This window comes from Neoasaia chiangmaiensis (genome assembly GCF_002005465.1).
GTDB lineage: Bacteria > Pseudomonadota > Alphaproteobacteria > Acetobacterales > Acetobacteraceae > Neoasaia > Neoasaia chiangmaiensis.
Window position 1 is genome coordinate 105,508 of the sequence record NZ_CP014691.1, and the last position, 21,016, is coordinate 126,523.

Sequence of the window (21,016 nt, forward strand, 5' to 3'; positions counted from 1 at the left end):
AGATTTAAAGTCGAGGGTGGAAAGTCGATGTCCTACCTGATTGGATGCGATGTCGGGGGGACATTCACGGATGTCTGTCTGGCGGATAGCCGCATGGGCCGCGTGGTCTATGTCAAGATTCCAACGACCGTGGGCGCGCAGGCGGAAGCGGTTCTGGCGGCCAGCGCGCAGGCCAGGGCCGAGGCGGGGGTGCCTGCTGACGCGCTGCAACGCTTCGCCCACGGCACGACGGTTGCGACTAATGCGATCCTCGAGCGCAAGGGCGGCGTCACGGCGCTGCTGGTGACGAAGGGGTTCCGCGATATCCTTGCGATCGCGCGCCAGACGCGGCCGTCGCTCTATGACGCACATCTGCGGCGCCCGGACCCGCTGGTATCGCGGCATCTCGTGTTCGAGGTGGCAGAGCGGATGGATGCGGGCGGCCAGGTGGTTCAGGCGCCCGATCCGGCAGAGATGGCGGCAATTGCCGAAAGTCTGCTCCAGGGGGCGGTCGATGCGGTCGCGATCTGCCTGCTGCACAGCTATGCCAATGCCGCGCATGAACATGCGGTTGCCGAAGCACTGGGGGCATTGCTGCCCGGGCTTTCCATCTCGTGCTCGGCCGACATCTCGCCCGAGCCGGGTGAATTCGAGCGCGCATCGACCGCCGTCATGAACGCCTATCTCACGCCGCCGCTGGAGCGCTATCTGGCGGCGCTCAGCGCTGGTCTGGACGAGGCGTTCGTGCAGGCACCGGTCGTGATCATGCAGTCGGGCGGCGGTGTCATGCCGATTGCAGCCGCCTACCGGGAAAAGGCAGTCCATACCTGCCTGTCCGGACCGGCAAGCGGCATGATGGGCGCGGCCTGGACGGCACGGCAGGCCGGATATCTCAACGTCGTGACGATGGACATGGGCGGCACGAGCTTCGATGTCGGCCTGATCGAAGGCGGCGACGTGATCCGCCGCCACGACAGCGCATTGCAGGGCTTTCCCATCAACGTGCCGATGTTCGACATCGTGACGCTGGGTGCCGGAGGCGGCAGTATCGCTACAATCGATGCAGGCGGCCTTCTGGTCGTCGGGCCTGAGAGTGCAGGCGCGCGTCCCGGTCCGTGTGCCTATGGCAAGGGCGGCACGCGTCCGACGGTGACCGATGCTAATGTCGTGCTGGGGCGTCTGCGCGCCAACCGCCAGATTTCGGGCGGCATCACGCTCGACCGCGACAAGGCGGTGGCGGCGATCAACGCGCATATCGCGCAGCCTCTGGGCATTTCGGTGGAAGAGGCGGCGTCGGGTATTCTTGCGGTCGTGAACGCAAGCATGAGTCGCGGCATGCGCCGGATGACGATCGAGCGCGGATTCGATCCCGAAACATTCGTCGGCATGGCGTTCGGCGGTGCGGGTCCGGCGCATGCGGCCGATCTGTGTCGCGATCTGGGAATGCGCACCGTCATCGTGCCGCCGGCGCCGGGCATGCTTTGTGCGCTGGGGGTTTTGCTGTCTCCGTGGACGCATAGTCAGGCGAGTGTCGTGTCGGTTGTCGTGCGTTCGGGCCATCATGCCGATAGCGCGGCGCTGGATGTGGCGGTCGGGCAGGCGCGCGAGGCCATTGCGGCCCGCGCTGCGATCGATGGTATCGATCCGGCGCAGGTCACGACGACCATGGAGCTCGAGATGCGCTATCGCGGGCAGGGGCATGATCTCGGCGTGACATATGTCGCAGGCAGCAGCGATGCGGTCGGCGATGCGGTGGCGGCGTTCCACGCGCTGCATGCCCAACGCTTCGGCTACCAGCGACCCGAGGAAGCAGTCGAAATCCGCATGCTGCGCGCCATCGGCCACGCACCTTCGCCCGATTTCGTCTCGCCCATGCTGGGTAGAGCGGCGGAAGGCGAGGGCGATGCCGTCATGACGACGACGCCGCTTTGGGTTGCGGGCGCATTCCGTGAGGCGCCGGTGCTTGATCGGACGAAAATGGCGCCGGGTCGACGCTGGCACGGTCCGTTGCTGATCGAGCAGGCGGATTCGACCGTCTATGTCGGGGATGATGCCGTCATGGTGGACGCACAGGGCAATCTAGTTATCGAGTTGTCGCAGCAATGATCGCAATCCAGCAGAACAAGGCCATCCTTGCGGAAATTCTGCGCCATGGCCTTCAGGCCGTAGCCGAGCAGATGGGTGCCGCCCTCGTGCGGACGGCCTATTCCGTCAACATCCGCTCACGTCGGGATTTTTCCTGCGCCGTCTTCGATGCGCGGGGACGCCTGATCGCACAGGCCGAGCATATCCCCGTCCATCTCGGGCTGTTCGGCGGGTTGATCGAGCGGTGCCGGGCGCGATCGGGCGATCTGCCGGTGGGTGCCATGTGGATTGTCAACGATCCGTGGATTTCCGGCTCACATCTGCCGGACGTCACGATCGTGGCGCCCGTGGATGTGGACGGCGCGCGCATCGGCTATGTCGCGAACATGGCGCATCACGTCGATGTAGGCGGGGCCGCACCCGGGTCGCTGTCGCTCGGCACGCACGAGATCGCGCAGGAGGGGCTGCGGATGCCGCCGCTCCTGCTGCTGCGTGACGGTGCGATCGACCCCACGATCGTGGCGCTGGTTGCAGGTGCAAGCCGCCTTCCTGACATGGTTTCGGGCGATCTTCTGGCGCAGGTCGCGGCGAACTGGACCGGCGTGCAGCGCCTTACCAGCCTGTATGGCCGCATCGGGACAGGCGCGTTCGAGGGCGCGGTCGAGACGCTGCTGGCAGCGACGGCCGAGCGGCTGAGGCGGCGTCTCGCCTCGCTCGAGGAGCGGTCTGCGACCTGTTCGGAAATTTTGGAATGGGACACGGACGGGCAGGAGCGTGATCTGGTGATCAGAGTGACGCTGGCGATCCGCGACGGCGTCATTCATGCGGATTTCTCGGGCACGTCGCCGCAGATCGCGGGGCCTGTGAATGCGACATGGCTGATCACGACCAGCTGCCTACTGTATGTCGCCAAGACGTATCTGGACCCGGATCTGCCGTCGAACCAGGGGCTCGCGGATGTCATTGCGCTCGACAGCGACGAGGCGAGTCTGGTCAATGCGCGGGAGCCTGCGGCGGTGGCGTTGTGCACGTCGATCACAAGCCAGCGCACATGCGACGTGCTGATCGCGGCGTTCAATCAGCTGATGCCGGAGCAGGCGATGGCCGCGTCCTCGGGCAGTATGAACGCGCTGGTGGTTGGGGGATATGACCCCGTCCGCAACTGCAATTTCTCGTATGTCGAGACGCATGGCGGAGGCCAGGGCGCGCTGTCCGATGCGGATGGTGCCGACGCCACCCACACGCACATGACCAACACCGCCAATTCGCCGATCGAGCAGATGGAGCGCGAATATCCGTTCCTTGTGCGTCGCTATGGGCTTGTGGAGCGCAGCGGCGGCGCGGGCCGTCATCGCGGCGGCCATGGTCTGGTGCGCGAAATCGAGCTTCTGGCCGACTGCGTCGTTACGGTTCACATGGATCGGACGCGGCACCGGCCGTGGGGGATCGCGGGCGGACAGGCTGCGGGCCGGTCTTCCCTGACGGTCACGCTTGACGGAACCAGCCGCAAACTTCCCGGCAAGACGACATGTTTCGTGCAGCGCGGCAGTGTGCTGACATTCAGCACGGCAGGCGGCGGCGGTTATGGCGCGCTGTCGGACCGTCCGGCAGAGATGCAGCAACACGACGAACGGTGCGGACTGGTGGCGCGCAGCGCATGAGCGGCACCGACGGCGCCGCGTATGATGCGGCGTTTCAGGGCGGCTTGCCGGAGCGCGTTGATTGCGTCGTCGTGGGTGGCGGCATTGTCGGCGTGTTTGCGGCCCTGGATCTGGCACGTGCGGGGCGCTCTGTCCTGCTGTGCGAGAAGGGCGGGATCGGGCTTGAACAATCCGGGCGAAACTGGGGCTGGTGCCGCACGATGGGCCGTGCGGCGGCGGAAATCCCCTTGAGCCGCGAGGCCCTCGACCGGTGGCGGACGCTTGAACCCGATGCCGGCGTGGACGTGGGCTTCCGGCAGTGTGGCACGCTGTATCTTGCCAAGAGTGCGGCTGATCTGCGGCGTTACGGTCGGTGGATCGAAACCGCTGCGACACGCGGCCATCACGACACCACGCTGCTCGACGCGCGTGAGGTCGAGACGTTTCTGCCGCCGGGTTCGGCACCCTGGGCCGGGGGCATGCATACGTCATCGGACGGCCGGGCCGAGCCGGGACGCGCAGCACCCGTCGTGGCAGGGCTTGCGGTCCGCGCGGGCGCCATGATCCGCACGGGATGCGCCGTGCGCGGGGTCGAAACGCATGGCGGCCGGGTGCAGGCTGTCGTCACCGAGCATGGCCGCGTTGCCTGCGGCCAGGTTCTGGTGGCCGGGGGTGTGTGGTCGCGCCTGCTGCTGCAGGGGATCGGGCTGTCGCTGCCGCAGCTTGGCGTCATTTCGACGGCGGCGCGCACGGCACCGACAGCCGCTGGGGCCGACATTCCCGATTGCGCGGTGGGTGGCCCGGATTTCGCATATCGCAGGCGCGATGATGGTGGATACACGATCGCCCGGCGCGGCGTTGCCCGCCACGACCTGTCGCGCGGCAGCCTCGCGCTCGGGCCGCGCTTCATGAAGTCCTGGCTGGGTGGAAGCGACAAGATCCGCTTTCGCCCGGACTGGAGCGGGCAGACATCGACCCTGATCGGATCGAAGAGCGTGCTCGGCGAGCGTTCCGTATTCGAGCAGTGCTGCACGCTCGATCCCGCACCGGAGCACGATGTGATGCGCCAGGGCTTGCGGCGTCTGGTCAGAAATATATCGTCGTTCGAGGGTGTGCGGATCGCGCAGACGTGGGCCGGGATGATCGACGTGCTGCCCGATGCGGTTCCGGTCATCGATCGCAGCCGAATGATCGAGGGTTTGTATATCGCAACCGGGTTTTCCGGGCACGGTTTCGGTATCGCGCCTGCTGCGGGAAACTTGATATGTCATATAATGTGCGGACAGGCGCCTACGGTCGATCCCGCGCCGTTCGCCGCCGCAAGGCACGGAACGCATTAGATGAATGATAGTGCAATGGTGGTTTGTTTGAGGAACCCGTGGCGATGAGCAGGTTGGCGGCGATGAAAATTCCGCGTGCCCAGAAAATCGGGCTTGCTCAATATACGGAAGATTGTCTGAAGCGGGAGCTTCTGGAGGGAAGGCTGCGTCCATCGGACCGTCTGGTCACGCGGGAACTGGCGGAGTTGCTGGGAACCAGCATCACGCCGGTTCGAGAAGCCCTGCTGCGGCTTGCGGCCATCGGTGTGCTGGAAGCGCTGCCGGCGCAGTCCTTTATGGTCCCATTCTTGAGCAGCGCCCGTTATCGGGAGCTTTCGGACATTCGCAAGGCCGTCGAGCCGCTGGCGGCATCCCGTGCGATGCACAACATGACCGCCAAGCGCCTGAATGAATTGCGTGCGATCCAGGAATCGTTTCAGGAGGCCAAGCGGCGCGGGCAGGTGGCGCAGGCGCTGGCGTTCAACCACAGCTTCCGCTTCGCGCTTTATGCGACGGCAGAAATGCCGGACTTGCTCGAGGTCATAGAGAATCTCTGGCTGAAAATTGGGCCGACCCTCAATTTCCTGTTTCCGCAAGGCGATCTGAGCAGCACAGACAGCCATAATTACGACCGTCTGATTGCAGTCTTCGAGACCGGTGACGAGGCAGCCGTACGAGAGATCGTCAGCAACTCCATCGAGGAGGGGACGCGGATTATCGTCACCAATCTCGAGAAGGCGGCGGCATTGGCCGAGCCGGCGACGGCGTGATCCCGCGTGCGAATGTGATGGTGATCTATGCTGCCCGTTGAAAATCGTGTGGTTATGCTTAGTGGTGCGTCCGGCGGCGTCGGGCGCGGCATCCTGTGCTGCCTGCTGGCGAACGGCTGGCGCGTCTCGGCGGGACTGCGCGACATCGGTGGATTGGACGATCTGGAAGCGCGCCCTGACCAGTTGCTGTGTGTACCCTATGATGCAGCATTGCCGGATGCGGGACAGCAGTGGGTTGCAGCGACGATCGCGCGGTTTGGTGCGATCGATGCCGTCATCAATGTCGCAGGGGTGTTGCTGCCGTCGCGGCTCGAGGACGAGGATGAAACCGCGCTGGACCAGAGCTGGGCGATCAACTTCAAGGCGCCGCTGCGGGTTGTGCGCGCGGCCTTTCCTGCGTTGCGCAGGGCAGGGCACGGGCGGGTAATCAATGTCTCGTCGTTATCGGGCAAGCGGGTTGCGAACACGAATATCGCCTATGCTGCCAGCAAGTTCGCGGTGACGGCGATGACGCATGTTATTCGTCGCGAAGGATGGGACGACGGCATTCGGGCAACAGCGATCTGCCCCGGTTTTGTCAACACGCCGATGGTCGCAGGCCATGTGGCCGTGGCGCCTGAGGACATGACGCAGCCGGAAGATCTGGCCGCGTTGACCGAGCTGACCTTGCGGCTGCCGAACACCGCGATCGTTGCGGAAATCCTCGTTAATTGCCGGCTCGAGGCCTCGCTGTAGGGCAGCATCGGGCGCTGCGATCGAGACAAACGACGTAAAATATGGCGTACTCGTTGTTATACCGGAACATTCCGGTTGGCGACCACAAAATGGCTTGACGCCTCCAAAACACTCAAGATATATCATATATTATCTTATGCGGTTTATCTCTCACGTCTCGGCTTGAGTGGTTCGCGACGGCGCAACGATCGCTTGATGGCTGGCCGCCGTGGACAGCAAGTTACCGCGATCAGACGCGATATATGATATTTCATTGTGTGGCCTATATCTCGTCGAAGACCTTAATTCTGTGGCCCGGAACTAATACTTCCGTTTTGTTGTGGGACTTGCGTGATGCGTCAGATTTTCAAAGGAGACCGATCCTCGATGCGCATAAATGCTGCGTCGCGAGCATGGTTTTTCATGAGTGTTGCGATGTTGGCAGTACCTGTCTGCGCGCAAGCCGCGCCAAGGAGCACCGACAAGACGCCCGCAAGGCAAGCAGTGCCCGCGCTCCAGACCCGTCCTCAGGCGCAGCCCACGTCGGCCCCTGAAATGGTGGAAGTCCGTTCGACCGGCATCGTGAGCACCGGCGCGCGCTCGGCCGCGAAGCCCATGCAGATGTCCAATTCGCCCTTGAGCGACATCGCGATGGTCAGCCATTTCAACAACGAGGAAATCCGCCGCACGCCTGTCCACGTAACAGCCGATCTGCTGCGTTCAGTTCCGGGCTTTCAGGTTGACGACTATCAGGACGGCGGCATCGCGCAGGGCATCGGCGCGCGTGGCTGGTCGAGCGAGTCTGACGGCAACTATATCGCGACATTTATCGACGGCTCGATCCGCAACGTCTATTCCGGCATCCTCAACGGCTATAACGACCTCAACCCGCTGATCCCCGAATTGCTGGGGGGCATGACCGTTATTTCCGGGCCGTTCGATGCGCGTTATGGCGGCAATTATGCGAGTGCTGGCAGCATCATCATCACGACCCGCGATTATGTGGGGCCGGGCATCTCGGTGACGGGCGGCTCGTTCGGTCGGGCGCGGGCGCTCGTGACGCTGGGACGCCGCCTGAATTCCCATGCCTCGATCTATACGGCGGTGGAGGGGCTTTTCGACTCCGGCTATCGCCGCAACAGCGTGACGCGTCGGATCAACAGCTTCACGAAGTTCGTCGATCGGTTCAACGAGCGTGACACGCTGCGCGTGACGGCGCAGGCGTATATCACCGGCTATGGCCAGCCCTATTCGATCCCGCTGTCCTATATCCAGTCCGGGCGGATGTCGGAGCGCGACCCGCGATCCTATATCGATCGCGGCGCCAATGACCAATACACGCTGAATGGCCAATTCGAGCATGTTTCCGGAAACTTCACGCTCGATGCAAACGTGTTCGTCAACAAGACCTGGCTGACGCGCTCCACGACGACGGGCCTGCCCGGCACGACGAACGTGCAGCATCTGTATCTCGACGATCGCTATACCGTCGGCGCGACGGTCGATCCCTATTGGAAGTTCCGACTGCCCAACGGTGGTTCATGGGATTTCAAGGTCGGGGCCGGAACGCATGTCGATTTCGCGCGCAATTTCCATCAGTTGGGCGAGAACAACGTTGCCTATACTGCGGCAGTGCCGGGATATTACGGCAGTTTCCTGAACATGAACCGCTTCACGGAAATCGCGAACGGCGCCTATGCCTCGACCTCGATCAGCCCGCTGCGCTGGATCAAGATGACGGGAGGCATGCGCTATGACGACTTCATGTATTCGGTCAACGATACACGCTACGGCACGGGCGGCATCTCCCGTCCCCGGGTTGCGGCCCACACGGGCGCACCGTCGATCAAGGCAGCGCTTGCCATCAATCCAGTACCTTTCTGGACGGGGTTCCTGAATTACGGACAAAGCATCACCTCGCCTGACGCCAATACCGACATTCCGGTCAATTCGACCTTGCAGCCGTCGAAGCTAGGCAGCGAGGAAGCCGGCATGCGCTTCGACTACAAGCCGTTGAATGCCCATATCCAGGGCAGCGCCTATGTCACGATCGATTCCAACGAAATCGGCTTCAATCAAGCGACCCTGACGCAGGCCAATCTTGGAAAGTCGCATCGCAGCGGCTACGATGCGGACGGCGCCATCACGCTGATCAAGAGCAAACATGCGATCATCGATCTTCAGGCGAACTACAATTGGGTGCGCGCACGCCTCGTCAGCACACAGACCAGCTTCATTCCAAACGTCGCGGACTGGATGGCCGGATATGGGGTGCACGCCACGTTCCCTATCACCGACCAGAAGGCAATCGACCTCAACGTCACGCATCAGTTCATCGGTCCACAACCGCTCAATTCGGCACGGACCTACACCGCGCCGCAATATCAGCGCATCGCGACCCGCGTTTCCTACACCGATGCGCGCCTGTCGAACATGCGCATCTGGCTGTCGGGCATCGTGTTCCCCGGCAATCGGTTTGCGGAAGACGAGTGGATTTCAGGCTCGACGATCTACACCGCACCGCAGCCGCGCCTGACACTCGAGGGCGGGTTCTCGTTCGGGCTGTAACGCTCGGCGAAACTTCTGGAATCGCTGTCAGAATTCCCCTTTTGGCGTTTCTGTGATGCGCTGCCTTTCTGTTCTGATAGAGGACGCGATGGCGGCGGCGATCGACATAATGCGGACGGAGTTTGATGCGGCGTGTCGCCACATGCTGGCACTGGCGCTGGTCTATGGAGAGCGTCGCGGGGCGATGCGGCCCGTTGGGTTGGGATGGATCGCCAGGCGCTACGGGACCGGGTCTGTCACTACAACAAGGGGGGGTGGCCGGGCAGTGCAATCGCACTTGGAGCCCTATAGCCGAGTTGTCCGTCCGCAAAAATGCCTCGGCCATCTCAAGCGCGCTTGTAGCAATCAAAATGCGCTCCTTTTGAGGCGCATCGTGTCGGTCAAGAGTATCAAAACTTCAAGTGCGATTGCCTTGGCCGACCGGGCTCTCGGATAATCATGCCCATGCGAGCGGTCATGCTGCAGATGATAGGGTCGCAGTTTGACGCGCTCAGCAAGTTGCCTACCGCAGTCCAGAACCGGCGATGATCGGAGTCCTCTGCCCAGAGCGCTTGCAGCAGAAAACCCATCGCCGATGCTACGGCGTGTCGTCAGTTAAGCAGAATGATGATTGAGACGAACTGGACCGCTGTGCGAAAGGTTGATTTCAACTTGTCGTAGCGTGTTGCGATAGCCCTGAACTGCTTCAGCTTATTGAAGAATCGTTCGATAAGATTACGCTCCCTGTAGAGAGCGAAGCCTGTTTCCCGTTAGGTCGTTCTGTTGCTTTTGGGCGGAATGACCGGAGTAATCCCGCGCTCTGTGAGCCGATCAATCAGTCAGTCTGTCGGCATCATACGCCTTGTCAGCCAGGAAGGCATCCGGTTCAATATTGTCCAGCATTGGTTCCGCCAGGCTGATATCCGCATCCTGACCCGGTGTAATGTCGATCTCCATGGGATTGCCCAACGCGTCACAGATGGGTGGATCTTTGTGGTCAGACCGCCCCGGGATCGCCCGATGGCCTGATCCGAGCCCCTTTTTTGAGGGCTCCGGCACTGTGCTGATGCGCCCGGACAATGGTGCTGTCGATCAGCATGTATTCATTGTCGTGATCCGCGGCCAGATAGCGAAAAATCCTCTCGATCACACAGCTTTCACCCCAGCGGCGCAGACGCCGGTGGACGTTTTTTCAGTCTCCGAAACGGACAGGAAGATCACGCCACGGGATGCCCGCGCGATAGCGATACAGCACGGCTTCCACGAAAAGACGGTTATCCGCGGCCGTGCCGCCAACATGACCCTCCCGACCGGGAAGAAGGCCTTTCATTCGCTCCCACTGGTCATCGCGCAGACCGTATCGCCGCATCTGTTGCTCTCCCTCAAAGCCGGGAAAACTGTCAGCACAGGCAACCAGAAAGTACAACCCTTACGTCATACTCCCAGAAATTAACTGATGACACGCCGTAGGAGCGTCGAATGAGATCTCGCGCAAACGGCAATCCATTCCGATCATGTAGAACGGCTGATGACACTCCCTGGTATCGACATGGTCCTGGGCGAGGGATTGATGGCGGCTAGGGGCGACCGGAAGAGGGGGAGACCGCAACGCTCATGGTCGCAGCCTCTTGCGGCCCAAAGGGCGGCCAGCCTCCATGTCTGCGATCTTTTCATGCAGCAGTTCACGCTCGATCATGACCTCGCCGAGCTTTGCCCTGAGGCGATTGCTCTCCAGAGTTTCGCCGTCGGTCTGACGGGGCGCATGACTGGCCTCGCCCCCGGAAAGGAAGGCGTCCTGCCATCCGCTCAGGGTTGCGGACATCACAGGCCGAGCTCGCGCGAGACCATCTCCAGTTCCTCACCACGCAGCAGACCTAGCACAGCCTCCTTCTTACGACGGCGTGACATCCGTTCACTATCCTCTGGTCATTTCGCGTCGTTCTTCAGGTCGTTCGTCATCGTGACAACCTCCGCACGTATCTCACGTGCTTATCGGCTGTGTCAAAAAAACCGGGAGGCGGGAGAACCCAGATCAGGTCACTACGTCGAACCCATATCCGTTAACCATCATGTATAATCCAGGCCAGTGAGATATTGTCCGGCCCTTTCCACGGACCGAAATATTTTCTGCGCGATCTCGTAGGTGAGAGCAGTGCTTTCCGGACCGAGAAATTCGAGTATTTCCTGCTCCAACTCTGCAGCAATTCTCAAAATGTCCCGCGTGCAGTTATGCCCGGCTTCCGTCATGGCAATATAGTGAGAGCGTTTATCGTGCTCGTCAGGATAGCGGATGATGAGCCCTTTTTTCTCAAGCATGCGAAGAGTACGGACGACGGAGGATTTGTCGAGCTGTAGCGCATCGGCGATCTCTTTCTGACGCATCGGGCTGTTATGCCTTTTGAGTTCCAGAAGGGGCTGCCAGGTTGCATCCGTCACGCCGAACGGACGCAGTCGAGCGTCGAGGATTTGCCGCCATCGTCGAGCGATGAGGCTGAGCTGACGACCAAGCGAAATCGCTTCAACTTCACGACTTCCTATCATTCTTCGTCATCCATTCCGCCGAAGGGTTTCCCCGGCGAGACGAGTTGTCCGGTCGCATGCGCAAGAGCGGCTGCCTTGGTGAAGAGATCGGCGCGGCTGACGGCCAGTGCAGCCTGGGCACCATAAAGGGCCGAGATCGCGTTGGACGCGTCTGTAAAAGTGCCAACGCCGTGAGCATAGGACTGCGAGGCGCTATCGAATGCCGTCAGGGCAGCGTTTTGCAGGGCTTCCGCCGAACGAACCTGCGCAAGGGCGGTTTCCAGTTCGTCCTGTCCATCGGCAACTTCACGCTCCATGGCAATCTGATCCTTTTCCAAGGTTGCAGTTGCTTGGGCTTCGCGGGATTCGGCCATGTGGATGGCGTTTGCGCGCAGGCCTCCCTGAAAAATCGGCCACGTCATTTGCAGAAAGGCTTGCGTCTGCGGTTGTGCGATCGCGGAAGCGGGAGCAGACTGGGCGGTTCCGTATGTCTTGAGTTCGCCCAGATATGCCGACACGTTCGCTGCGAGTGAAATGCGTGGCCTCAGGCTGGCTCGGGCACTTTTAACTGCAGCTTCTTCGGCCCGGAGCTTAGCGACATCGGCCAGAATGTCGGGACGCGCTCTGAGAGCCTCTTCGATCAGTTTGTGAACTGCTTGCGCGGGTATCTGCGGAAGGCGCTGTTCGTTAGTGGGTTGAATGTTCAACTGTGCGGTGGCGGGCAACCCAATCGTTGCAAGAAGTGCGTGTTTCGTGGCGTGTTCTGTATCTTCCGCCTTGTCACAGTCATAGTTCGCCTGCGCAAGATTGCGTTCAGCGATGGCGACGTCAACGACGGTTGCTTCTCCGTTGTTACGGCGCGCATCGGCAGATCGCAATAGCACGGACGCGTTTTTGGCGGCAGCTTTCGAGGCGCCCACGATGGCCTGTGCGGCCTGATGGGCATAGTAAGCGCGGATCACATCGAGGATGAGTTCCTGATGCATCGCCGTAAATCCGAAATTGGCGGCAAGCGCGGTCTGCTGGGCTTGCTGGACGAGTGCACGCGTGTGGCCAAAGTCGAGAAGAAGGTAGTCGAGTTCGAGTTTCGGAAAGACCGCCGCTCCGTTCGACGTCAGATATCCACGGCTCGAAAGATAATTGGGCAGCGGAAACGCCAGACGCTGAAAACCGCCCATCGCGGAAAGGGTCAACTGCGGAAGAAGTGCCGCTCTCGACATCCCGACGCCGATTGCCGCCTGCCGGGCCGCCTCCCAGGCGATGCGGGTCTGGGGATTATGACGTTCGGCAATGTCGATCATCTCCGCGAGGCCGACTGGGTTGCCGCTGACTTCGCTCGCGGACGACAGGGCATCATCTTGTGCTGCTACGGCCTCCGCTCCTGTTCCCGGCTCGCGCGGTGTCACAAATCCCTGAGCCGAGGGGGGAATCCTTAGCCCGGTCGAAGCGGCCGGACGCCAGGGATCGGCCGGACTGTCAGGGGCCAGATCACGCGTATCGTTGCACGCCGTCAGAGCGAGGCACAGGGCGGAGCAGCCGCATAGAGCGAATGCTTTTATCGTGAATGTCTTGACTGGCGGCATCGAAATTAGGCTCGGGCTTTGTGAATGTTCAAGGTTGGCATGGATGTCTGCGATGCGAGACCGGGTACGAGATCCCCAAGTATAAGCCTCAGGTGCTGGTCCAGCACTCTGAACCAGATTTCTCTTTGTGGGTCCGAGGGCAAGTCGGGAGGCTGGGGGAGGTCCCGCAGAAGGTCGCGGCCGTTTTCTCCGTCGCTGACCCACAATGCGAACTCGTCGAACCAGTTTTTCAATTTTTCCTCATGCGTCCGCACGATGTCGTCTGCGGGGGGATTGATGTCGGCGAGAAGGGCGATCGGCACCGCAAGCATCTGAATGGCTGTGATCATGCGTTCGTCGATCTCGCGCACTTCATGGGGATCCCCGAAGCGAAAGACTTCCAGGGGAGCGTTCGCGATGGAGCTCCGGACTGCGGCGATGGCCTTGCCAAAATTTTCACGCTCGATCTCTTGTCCGGTCTCCAGGAGAGATTCAGGATCTTTACGTCGATATATCAGCAGGCTGCCCAGAAGGCGTGTCGCGTTGACCAGATGTCGTCGGGCTGTTGCCGTGACACTGACGGGCCAGAGCGAGACCGAGACAAGATAGACCACGATATTGCCAATCAGGATGCCGACGACGCGGTCGCGTCCCGTTTCCATGTCGAGCGTCGGCCCATAGCCTTGCAAAACGGTCATGAAATACGCGAGCGCTATCTGGACGCCGGCATAAGCGATGCGATCACTGCCGCTCTTGATCCACCCGGCCAGCAGCGTGACAGGCACGACAGCGAGTAGAAGTTCGGTGCAGTCCGTCATATAGGGCATCAGCAGGAGGATCGTGCCGATGCCGAATGATGCGCCGACCAGTGCGCCAATTATGCGCAGAAGCATCTTGTGTACGGTATCGCCGACAGTTTCCAGAGAGACGAGGAAACATGTGACGACGCAGGTCTGGATGCCCGGCCAGGAGGTGGCGCGCGTGATGACGTAACAGATCGCCACGCACAAGGCGATCCGTACGGCGGCCTGTGCGTAGGCAGGGTTTTTGAAGGCGTCCGGCTTGAGATAGGTCCGGGCCGGAGCTGGGGCTTCCGGCACGAAACCAAGCTTTTCGGTGTCCGGGACCAGAATGAGTGATCGAATGATCGTCAGGGCCCGCGCCAGTTCCGTGCCAAGGGGAAAACGTAACGGGTCCGTATGCATCGTCTCCCTGGCGATCGCAGAGAGATCTATATCGTCAGCTTCCAGACCCTGCAGGTCCCGTCTCCGGTTCTCAAGGGCCGCCGCGCACAGGCGGGCCTTGCGGCCCACGGCTCTCATGAAGGCGTCGTCGCGCTCTTCAAGCAGCGGCTGGAGATACACCGTGATCAGGACGAGGCGCGTTATGGTGCGGATCATTGCGATTCCCGCGCGGCGCTCCAACAGGTCCGGATGAAGCCTCGATGCGAGATCGTGAGCGCGTCTGAGCCCCACACCCCCCTGCTGCGCAAAACGATGCAGGGGGCGAACGGCGTTCGGAATATTCTGTGCCTCGCAGAAATCAGCGAGTGCATTGAGGCGCGCAACTAGGCCGTTTCGCAGTGCCACGAGCGGATCGTGCCCGGCAAGCTTGTTCGTCACGACAAGCAGCGTGATGCCGATCAGGAAAACGAAGCAGATCCACAGCAGGAGATGCAGCATTGATTCCTCGGGCGGAAGAAAGGCCGCGTCTGGGACGATGCTGTCTGTGGTGTTGCCGACAAACCCGTCCAGCGAATACCCGACAGCGTCGAGAATATCCGCGTTCATCGCCATATAGACGATCCAGAAGAACAGGATATTGAACAGCGGCCCAAGAGTTGCCGCCTGTGACATAAATCCCGCGCAGAGCGTCAGCATGAGCATGCACGGAAGTCTCAGTCCGGGCTCCGACAGGCTGAGCATCAGAAAGACGATCGTCAGGAGCGTTCCTGCAATAATCGTCGTACCCGCCATGAGGACCGTGCTGGTGTTCGAGACGGCGTCGTTCCCGGAGAGAAAGAAACTGATGATGATCAGGATCGACAGCATCGGAATACGAAAGGTTTCTCCGATCGTGATCGCGATGATGACCTGTGTCAGAAGAACAAGCGTATTGCGCAATCGCCCGGGTGTCGGGAGCATTTCCGCCCGGAACGCTCCAAAGGAGCCCTGTCGGCCGCCTCCGTCCATCTGCGGCAGCGGTGGCAGTTCCCTCGGCGAGGGGCCTGCGCTCATGGCATCACGACCACGACCACGGTCGCACCGATACGCATCAGACGCGATGGAGGATCGCGCAGAAGAATACGCACTGGAAAACGCTGGGCGATGCGCACCCAGTTAAGTGTGCGCGGAACTTTCGGCAGGCCACCTGCGCTGGCGCCTTCGTCCGGGACGACGCCGGCGTTCAGGCTGTCCACGACACCGTAGATTGGCTCATTCGGCTTTGCCATGGCGTACACCTTGACTTTCTGCCCCGGGGCAAGCGTGGAAAGCTGGGTTTCGCGAAAATTGGCGATTGCCCACCAGCGTTCATCGTCAACCAGAGTGAACACAGGATGTCCGGTGGTTGCGAATTCACCTGCGGCAACCGTGAGGTCAGTGACGATTCCATCGCACGGAGCGCGAACGGTCGTCAGGCGCAGGTCGCGCTGAGCTTCCCGCAGGACGGCCTGCGCGGCCGCAAAGTCCGCTCTCAGGGGCGCAACGCTCCGGATAGCTTGCTTGGCCGAAAGAGCCCCTTGAAGCGCCGACTGAAGGTTGGCTTCCGCGCTGCGGGTTTCAGCGCGCGCCCGATCCAGCGCCTCGTGAGTCACGAATCCCTGCCGCGTCAAGGGTTCGAGGCGGCCTTGCGTGGCTTGAGCGAGGGAAAGGCGGGCACGCGCCGCGCTGACACTGCTGGCCTCGGCCTCGGCGCGCGAGACCTGGGAACTGACCTGATTGGTCTGAACCTCGATCTGGGCGTTGAGGTTGTCGACCTGCGCTTGCGCCTGCTGCACCCGATATTCGAACGGTTCGCGGTCAATAACGAACAGCACCTGTCCACGCTGGACATGCTGGTTATCCCGGACGGACATGGAAACGATCCGTCCGCTGACTTCCGGCGCGAGGTGAACGATATCTGCCGCGAGATAGGCGTCCTCCGTCCTGGGCCGCTGGTGCAGTCGGTCGAGAACGAGGATGCCGAGAACGGTACACCCGAACAGGGAAAGGATAAGAAGCGCAGTTCCGCCGACGCGGGCTGGGGAAGGATGAAAACGTCCCATGGCTCAGTTTCCGAAAACTAGAAGCCATATGAGGAACGTCACACAGAGTGCAATCAGCAGGTATGTCAGCATGGGAACTGGCACGGCGTCCTGCATGCCGAACATTCCGATCACGGCCCGAAGCAGGGCGGAAGCTACGGTTCCGAGTATGATGCAGACCATCCAGGACGGGAAGAAAGATCCCAGAACATTCTGTAGGGGCGCTGAAGTGCAGCCTGACAGAAGAAGAGGAACAAGCGCTGTCAAACCACGCGAGCGCCAGACTGCTTCGTTACGAACCATAAAATTGCCTCGCATGGATGTGCTTGCCGGAGGGAGAGAAGTCGTTGACGTCCGCTAATGCAAAACTCGTTGGCATGTCAACCAGAATGATTCTAAGTTATTTCCATCGTCGGCTAGAGTATCCGTGGTGATCACGCCTCTTTTGGTGTCCTGAGGCGGTCGTTGCGTTGGAGGGCGTCAGCGAGGACGACGAGCTTTCGCATGACTGTGGCGATGGCGATCTTGGCGTGTTTGCGGGTGCCGATGAGGCGATCGCAGACACGTTTGAGGTCCGGGTTGAATCGCATGGCGACGAGGGCAGGCCTGTGGAGGGCCTGACGCAGCACGGAACGGCCGGCGCGAATGGTGCTTCTGCCGGACCATTTGCAGGATTGCGGCGTCATGGGCGCGAAACCTTCGAGGACCGCGGTCTAGCCTTCCTCCATGGCACCGAGTTCGGGCATGTCGGCCATCAGGGCATGATCGTGACGGCCCCCAGGCTTGGGACGCTGGGCCAGCACCTGTTGCCGCCGGGCCAGCACGGTATCACTGGCGATCAGTGCTTCGATAGCGGTATCGACCGAGATGAGTTGGGCCTCGACCACAACGAGACCCGTTCTTGGCATGGCTGGCACCGCCACGTCTCGCTGGTCATGCTGGCCTACGCCATGATGGCCGCCGTGCGCTCCCAGGCCAACGCCGCGGCGCTCAAAAAAAGCCCGTTGCCAACACGCAGAAGCTCATCCGATGGTCGATCCAGGAAATCCGCCGCCTCGCCATGAAGGTCACCCAGGCTCAGGTCCCTATCTCGCATACCCTCTGATGGTCCGTCTTTCGACGGTCTCATCAAGCCGCCGCATACCTCGCCCACCTCAGAATGAAAGCGCAAATTTAGTGCTAGGCTTGGGCTCAGGGAATACGCAAATTCGTCATGCGTTTTCACGATGTCGGCTCGCCAGATCTAGGATCTGGAACGTTTCCGGTCGCGGACGATCGGCTTGCCGGGCCACTATATACGGGAAACCAATGATCTGATTTTACTGAATTATATTGCTGCCTGAAGTGAATGTCGGTATCGGTGCTTGCGTGCCCCCGCAACCATGAATTAAGCGACTGATATTGCACAATAAAACCCGCCCTCACAGGCGGGTTTTTTGTTGCCCAAAATCCACCGCAGGAAACACATAGGCAACAAACGGAATCAAAGACCAGCGTAGTTTCCGCCGGAATCACGGACGCGTGATGGTCTCGGGAGCGTATTCTCCTGGCCGTCAGGGTTATCGTCGAAGCAGGGCGATCGGTCCTCGTCCGCTGTCGGCACGTCGATCCGCTGCAGGTCTTCGGTGAAATCAGTTTCCGAAAATTGCTTGATGGAATCGAGCTGCGGTTTCAGGCCGCCTTGCATGCCCATCAGCCAGAACGACCGCCGGATGCCTTCCGATACCGTCGCGCCATCGCGGTTGTAGCCATAGAACGGGAACTGCGCATAAAGCCAACAGGCGTGGATATGCTATGGTGCTGTCATGCCTCAGATGACGTGCAACTCATCTAACGCCAATCGCCCCTGCTGTTCCTGGGCTCGAACCGATCCGCTGCTGCGCGCCTATCACGACGAGGAATGGGGCAAGCCCATTCGGGACAGCCGGATGCTGTGGGAAATGCTCTGTCTGGAAGGCTTCCAGGCGGGGTTGTCGTGGCTGATCGTACTGCGACGCCGTGACGGCTTTCGTCGGGCGTTCGCGAATTTCGATCCCGACATCGTCGCGCGCTTTGACGAGCACGATGTCGAACGCCTGATGGCCGATCCCGGGATCATCCGTGCCCGGGCCAAGATCGAGGCGACGATCGGTAACGCGCTTGCCTATCTCGCCATGCAGGAGCGGGGCGAGGACTTTTCAGGGTTCGCGTGGGGCATGGTGCCGGACGCGCCGATCCGGAACACGACCGGTGCCGTGCTGCCGCAGTCGCCGCTCTCGCAGGCGATGTCGAGGGCCCTGAAAGCGCGGGGATTCAAGTTTGTCGGGCCGGTGATCGTTTACGCCTGGATGCAGGCGGTCGGGATGATCGATGATCATGACCCTGTCTGCTTCCGGCATCACCAGCATAGGGCAGGGTGAACGGGCAGACTTCTTCCGCGCCGACCGAGGCGCTGGCGGGACTGGTGGAACGGGTGACGTTTCACAACGCCGAGAACGGCTTCTGCGTCCTGCGGGTGAAGGTGCGCGGACAGCGCGATCTGGCCACTGTTGTCGGCCATGCCGCCATGATCTCGGCAGGCGAGTTCGTGCAGATGTCGGGGCGCTGGTTCAACGACCACACCCACGGCCTCCAGTTCAAGGCGGAGTTTCTGAAGGCCAGCCCGCCGACCACGGTCGAGGGCATTGAGCGCTATCTGGGCTCCGGCATGATCCGGGGCATCGGCCCGGTTTATGCGAAGAAGCTGGTGAAAGCATTCGGCGAGGCCGTGTTCGACCTGATCGAGCAGGAGCCCGGCCGTCTACGGGAGGTGATGGGGATTGGCCCGAAGCGGGCCGGACGGATCGTCGCCGGCTGGGCGGATCAGAAGGTGATCCGCGAGATCATGCTGTTCCTGCATAGCAACGGCGTCGGCACCTCGCGGGCGGTGCGGATCTTCAAGACCTATGGCCAGGACGCGGTTAAACTGATCAGCGAGAACCCGTACCGGCTGGCGAAGGATATTCGCGGGATCGGGTTCAAGACCGCGGATCAGATCGCCAGGAAGATGGGCATCGCGCCCGACGCCATGATCCGGGTACGGGCAGGGATTTCCTATGCGCTCGGCGAGGCGATGGATGAAGGGCATTGCGGCCTGCCGGTCGGGGAATTGCTGACCAGCACCGCTGAACTGCTGGAGGTTGCCACCCCTCTGATCGAGACGGCCCTCGCGCTGGAACTGGAAGCGGGAGATGTGGTCGCTGACAGTGTTGGCGAAACAGACTGCATCTTTCTGGCTGGTCTCTATCGCGCCGAGCAGAGTATTGCCGAACGGCTGCGCGCCTGCGCCGTCGGTCGTCCGCCCTGGCCGGAGATCGATGCTGACAAGGCCATGACCTGGGTGGAAAGGAAGACCGGGCTGGCTCTGGCCCCCAGCCAGCAGGAGGCGGTGCGCCTGGCCCTGCGCAGCAAGGTCCTGGTGATCACCGGTGGTCCCGGTGTCGGCAAGACCACGCTGGTCAACGCCATCCTGAAGATCGTGACGGCCAAGGGCACGGACGTGCAGCTCTGCGCGCCGACGGGCCGCGCGGCGAAACGCCTGTCGGAAAGCACGGGGCTGGAGGGGAAGACCATCCACCGCCTGCTGGAGACGGACCCAGCAACCGGCAGTTTCAAGCGGGACGATACCAACCCGCTGATCTGCGATCTGCTGGTCGTGGACGAGGCCAGCATGGTGGACGTGCTGCTGATGCGCTCCCTGCTGCGTGCATTGCCCGATAGCGCAGCCCTGCTGATCGTGGGCGACGTGGACCAGTTGCCGTCGGTCGGACCGGGGCAGGTGCTGGCCGACATCATCGGCTCCAACGCCGTGCCGGTGGTGCGGCTGACGGAGGTGTTTCGCCAGGCAGCGCAGAGCCGGATCATCACCAATGCGCACCGGATCAATGAGGGCAGGATGCCCGAACTGAGTGCGGAAGAGGGATCGGATTTCTACTTCGTCGAAGCGGCCGACCCGGAGATCGGGCTGCGCAAGCTGCTGGCGCTGGTGAAGGACCGCATCCCGGCGCGGTTCGGGTTGGACCCGGTTCGCGACGTACAGGTGCTTTGCCCGATGAATCGGGGCGGCCTTGGGGCGCGGTCCCTGAATATCGAACTGCAGCAGGCGCTGAATCCGCCGGGCGAGGTGAAGGTCGAACGGTTCGGCTGGACCTATGGGCCGGGCGACAAGGTGATGCAGATCGCCAACGATTATGACCGGGATGTCTTCAACGGGGACCTCGGCGTTATCGACAGGATTGATGTGGAAGAGGGCGAACTGACGGTCTTATTCGATGGTCGGGAGGTCGTTTATGGTTTTGGGGAACTGGACGAGCTGGTGCTCGCCTACGCCACGACCATCCACAAGAGCCAGGGATCGGAATACCCGGCCGTCGTCATCCCGCTGGTGACCCAGCATTACGCCATGCTGGCGCGGAACCTGCTCTATACGGGTGTGACACGGGGGCGGAAGCTCGTTGTGCTGGTCGGGCAGAAGAAGGCGCTGGCCATCGCCGTGCGGAATAAGGGCGGGAGGCGGCGGTGGTCGAAGCTAAGGGAGTGGTTGGAGAACGTGCTTTTCTCATGAGCCGCAAGCTTCGATTTCCGCTTTTGTCCTCAAATGTGACATTCAGAACAAAAA

At 61.4% G+C, this 21,016-nt stretch carries 15 protein-coding genes and 3 pseudogenes; 9 read left to right on the forward strand and 9 right to left on the reverse strand.

The window, feature by feature from the left end:
• The first annotated feature begins 27 nt into the window (after nucleotides 1-27).
• The 6 genes from A0U93_RS00540 to A0U93_RS00565 all read left to right on the forward strand — a co-directional run bounded on the left by A0U93_RS00540 (nucleotide 28) and on the right by A0U93_RS00565 (nucleotide 9,075).
• A complete protein-coding gene (locus tag A0U93_RS00540; RefSeq protein ID WP_077805644.1) occupies nucleotides 28-2,085 on the forward strand; it encodes a hydantoinase/oxoprolinase family protein in 2,058 nt (685 codons plus the stop codon).
• Nucleotides 2,082-3,725, forward strand: a complete 1,644-nt coding sequence (locus A0U93_RS00545; protein WP_077805645.1) for a hydantoinase B/oxoprolinase family protein — start codon at nucleotides 2,082-2,084, stop codon at nucleotides 3,723-3,725. The genes A0U93_RS00540 and A0U93_RS00545 overlap by 4 nt, the downstream gene beginning before the upstream one ends.
• Nucleotides 3,722-5,044, forward strand: coding sequence for an NAD(P)/FAD-dependent oxidoreductase (locus tag A0U93_RS00550; RefSeq protein WP_169852658.1), 1,323 nt, complete (start codon nucleotides 3,722-3,724; stop codon nucleotides 5,042-5,044). Before A0U93_RS00545 ends, A0U93_RS00550 begins: the two co-directional genes overlap by 4 nt.
• A 44-nt stretch (nucleotides 5,045-5,088) precedes the next feature.
• Nucleotides 5,089-5,793 (forward strand): FCD domain-containing protein, encoded by a 705-nt coding sequence (locus A0U93_RS00555; RefSeq protein WP_077805647.1) that lies wholly within the window; start codon nucleotides 5,089-5,091, stop codon nucleotides 5,791-5,793.
• 54 nt (nucleotides 5,794-5,847) lie between these two features.
• Nucleotides 5,848-6,528, forward strand: coding sequence for an SDR family NAD(P)-dependent oxidoreductase (locus A0U93_RS00560; RefSeq protein WP_245825221.1), 681 nt, complete (start codon nucleotides 5,848-5,850; stop codon nucleotides 6,526-6,528).
• 483 nt (nucleotides 6,529-7,011) lie between these two features.
• The gene (locus A0U93_RS00565) at nucleotides 7,012-9,075 is read left to right on the forward strand and encodes a TonB-dependent receptor (RefSeq protein WP_211274033.1); all 2,064 of its coding nucleotides are present in this window, start codon (nucleotides 7,012-7,014) and stop codon (nucleotides 9,073-9,075) included.
• Between the two features lie 590 nt (nucleotides 9,076-9,665).
• On the opposite strand, the pseudogene A0U93_RS00575 reads toward A0U93_RS00565, so the two are convergent.
• The 8 genes and pseudogenes from A0U93_RS00575 to A0U93_RS17055 all read right to left on the reverse strand — a co-directional run bounded on the left by A0U93_RS00575 (nucleotide 9,666) and on the right by A0U93_RS17055 (nucleotide 17,066).
• A pseudogene (locus A0U93_RS00575) lies at nucleotides 9,666-10,423 on the reverse strand (IS5 family transposase).
• 214 nt (nucleotides 10,424-10,637) lie between these two features.
• Nucleotides 10,638-10,962, reverse strand: a pseudogene (locus tag A0U93_RS17045) (IS3-like element ISMtsp5 family transposase); the annotation flags it as partial.
• Nucleotides 10,963-11,121: 159 nt separating this feature from the next.
• Complete coding sequence (locus tag A0U93_RS00585) at nucleotides 11,122-11,595, reverse strand: MarR family winged helix-turn-helix transcriptional regulator (RefSeq protein ID WP_077805652.1); 474 nt, start codon at nucleotides 11,593-11,595, stop codon at nucleotides 11,122-11,124.
• Complete coding sequence (locus A0U93_RS00590) at nucleotides 11,592-13,157, reverse strand: TolC family protein (RefSeq protein ID WP_077805653.1); 1,566 nt, start codon at nucleotides 13,155-13,157, stop codon at nucleotides 11,592-11,594. The genes A0U93_RS00585 and A0U93_RS00590 overlap by 4 nt, the downstream gene beginning before the upstream one ends.
• Nucleotides 13,158-13,162: 5 nt before the next feature.
• The gene (locus tag A0U93_RS00595; RefSeq protein WP_077805654.1) at nucleotides 13,163-15,373 is read right to left on the reverse strand and encodes an FUSC family protein; all 2,211 of its coding nucleotides are present in this window, start codon (nucleotides 15,371-15,373) and stop codon (nucleotides 13,163-13,165) included.
• Nucleotides 15,370-16,401: an HlyD family efflux transporter periplasmic adaptor subunit gene (locus tag A0U93_RS00600; RefSeq protein WP_077805655.1), complete on the reverse strand. Its 1,032-nt coding sequence runs from the start codon at nucleotides 16,399-16,401 to the stop codon at nucleotides 15,370-15,372. The genes A0U93_RS00595 and A0U93_RS00600 overlap by 4 nt, the downstream gene beginning before the upstream one ends.
• Before the next feature lie 3 nt (nucleotides 16,402-16,404).
• Complete coding sequence (locus A0U93_RS17050; protein WP_077805656.1) at nucleotides 16,405-16,698, reverse strand: YtcA family lipoprotein; 294 nt, start codon at nucleotides 16,696-16,698, stop codon at nucleotides 16,405-16,407.
• Between the two features lie 116 nt (nucleotides 16,699-16,814).
• Nucleotides 16,815-17,066 (reverse strand): transposase, encoded by a 252-nt coding sequence (locus tag A0U93_RS17055; RefSeq protein ID WP_077805657.1) that lies wholly within the window; start codon nucleotides 17,064-17,066, stop codon nucleotides 16,815-16,817.
• A 177-nt stretch (nucleotides 17,067-17,243) separates the two neighbouring features.
• Here A0U93_RS17055 and A0U93_RS00615 point away from each other — a divergent pair.
• A pseudogene (locus A0U93_RS00615) lies at nucleotides 17,244-17,444 on the forward strand (IS701 family transposase); the annotation flags it as partial.
• Between the two features lie 419 nt (nucleotides 17,445-17,863).
• Here the strand turns inward: A0U93_RS00615 and A0U93_RS17010 are convergent.
• Nucleotides 17,864-18,067, reverse strand: coding sequence for a hypothetical protein (locus A0U93_RS17010; protein WP_211274034.1), 204 nt, complete (start codon nucleotides 18,065-18,067; stop codon nucleotides 17,864-17,866).
• Between the two features lie 127 nt (nucleotides 18,068-18,194).
• On the opposite strand from A0U93_RS17010, the gene A0U93_RS00625 reads away from it, so the two are divergent.
• On the forward strand, nucleotides 18,195-18,779 hold the full coding sequence (locus tag A0U93_RS00625) for a DNA-3-methyladenine glycosylase I (protein WP_077805659.1): 585 nt from the start codon (nucleotides 18,195-18,197) through the stop codon (nucleotides 18,777-18,779).
• On the forward strand, nucleotides 18,776-20,962 hold the full coding sequence (gene recD2 / locus A0U93_RS00630) for an SF1B family DNA helicase RecD2 (RefSeq protein WP_077805660.1): 2,187 nt from the start codon (nucleotides 18,776-18,778) through the stop codon (nucleotides 20,960-20,962). The genes A0U93_RS00625 and recD2 overlap by 4 nt, the downstream gene beginning before the upstream one ends.
• Nucleotides 20,963-21,016 lie beyond the last annotated feature (54 nt).

What these genes read in the sequence shown, in the direction of transcription:
- A0U93_RS00550 (WP_169852658.1), top strand. Translation starts at nt 3,722, where the DNA reads ATGAGCGGCACCGACGGCGCCGCGTATGATGCGGCGTTTCAGGGCGGC.
- A0U93_RS00590 (WP_077805653.1), bottom strand. Translation starts at nt 13,157, where the DNA reads ATGCCGCCAGTCAAGACATTCACGATAAAAGCATTCGCTCTATGCGGC.
- A0U93_RS00555 (WP_077805647.1), top strand. Translation starts at nt 5,089, where the DNA reads ATGAGCAGGTTGGCGGCGATGAAAATTCCGCGTGCCCAGAAAATCGGG.
- A0U93_RS00595 (WP_077805654.1), bottom strand. Translation starts at nt 15,373, where the DNA reads ATGAGCGCAGGCCCCTCGCCGAGGGAACTGCCACCGCTGCCGCAGATG.
- A0U93_RS00540 (WP_077805644.1), top strand. Translation starts at nt 28, where the DNA reads ATGTCCTACCTGATTGGATGCGATGTCGGGGGGACATTCACGGATGTC.
- A0U93_RS00585 (WP_077805652.1), bottom strand. Translation starts at nt 11,595, where the DNA reads ATGATAGGAAGTCGTGAAGTTGAAGCGATTTCGCTTGGTCGTCAGCTC.
- A0U93_RS00560 (WP_245825221.1), top strand. Translation starts at nt 5,848, where the DNA reads ATGCTTAGTGGTGCGTCCGGCGGCGTCGGGCGCGGCATCCTGTGCTGC.
- A0U93_RS17055 (WP_077805657.1), bottom strand. Translation starts at nt 17,066, where the DNA reads ATGACGCCGCAATCCTGCAAATGGTCCGGCAGAAGCACCATTCGCGCC.
- A0U93_RS00545 (WP_077805645.1), top strand. Translation starts at nt 2,082, where the DNA reads ATGATCGCAATCCAGCAGAACAAGGCCATCCTTGCGGAAATTCTGCGC.
- A0U93_RS00625 (WP_077805659.1), top strand. Translation starts at nt 18,195, where the DNA reads ATGACGTGCAACTCATCTAACGCCAATCGCCCCTGCTGTTCCTGGGCT.
- A0U93_RS17050 (WP_077805656.1), bottom strand. Translation starts at nt 16,698, where the DNA reads ATGCGAGGCAATTTTATGGTTCGTAACGAAGCAGTCTGGCGCTCGCGT.
- A0U93_RS00600 (WP_077805655.1), bottom strand. Translation starts at nt 16,401, where the DNA reads ATGGGACGTTTTCATCCTTCCCCAGCCCGCGTCGGCGGAACTGCGCTT.
- A0U93_RS17010 (WP_211274034.1), bottom strand. Translation starts at nt 18,067, where the DNA reads ATGCAAGGCGGCCTGAAACCGCAGCTCGATTCCATCAAGCAATTTTCG.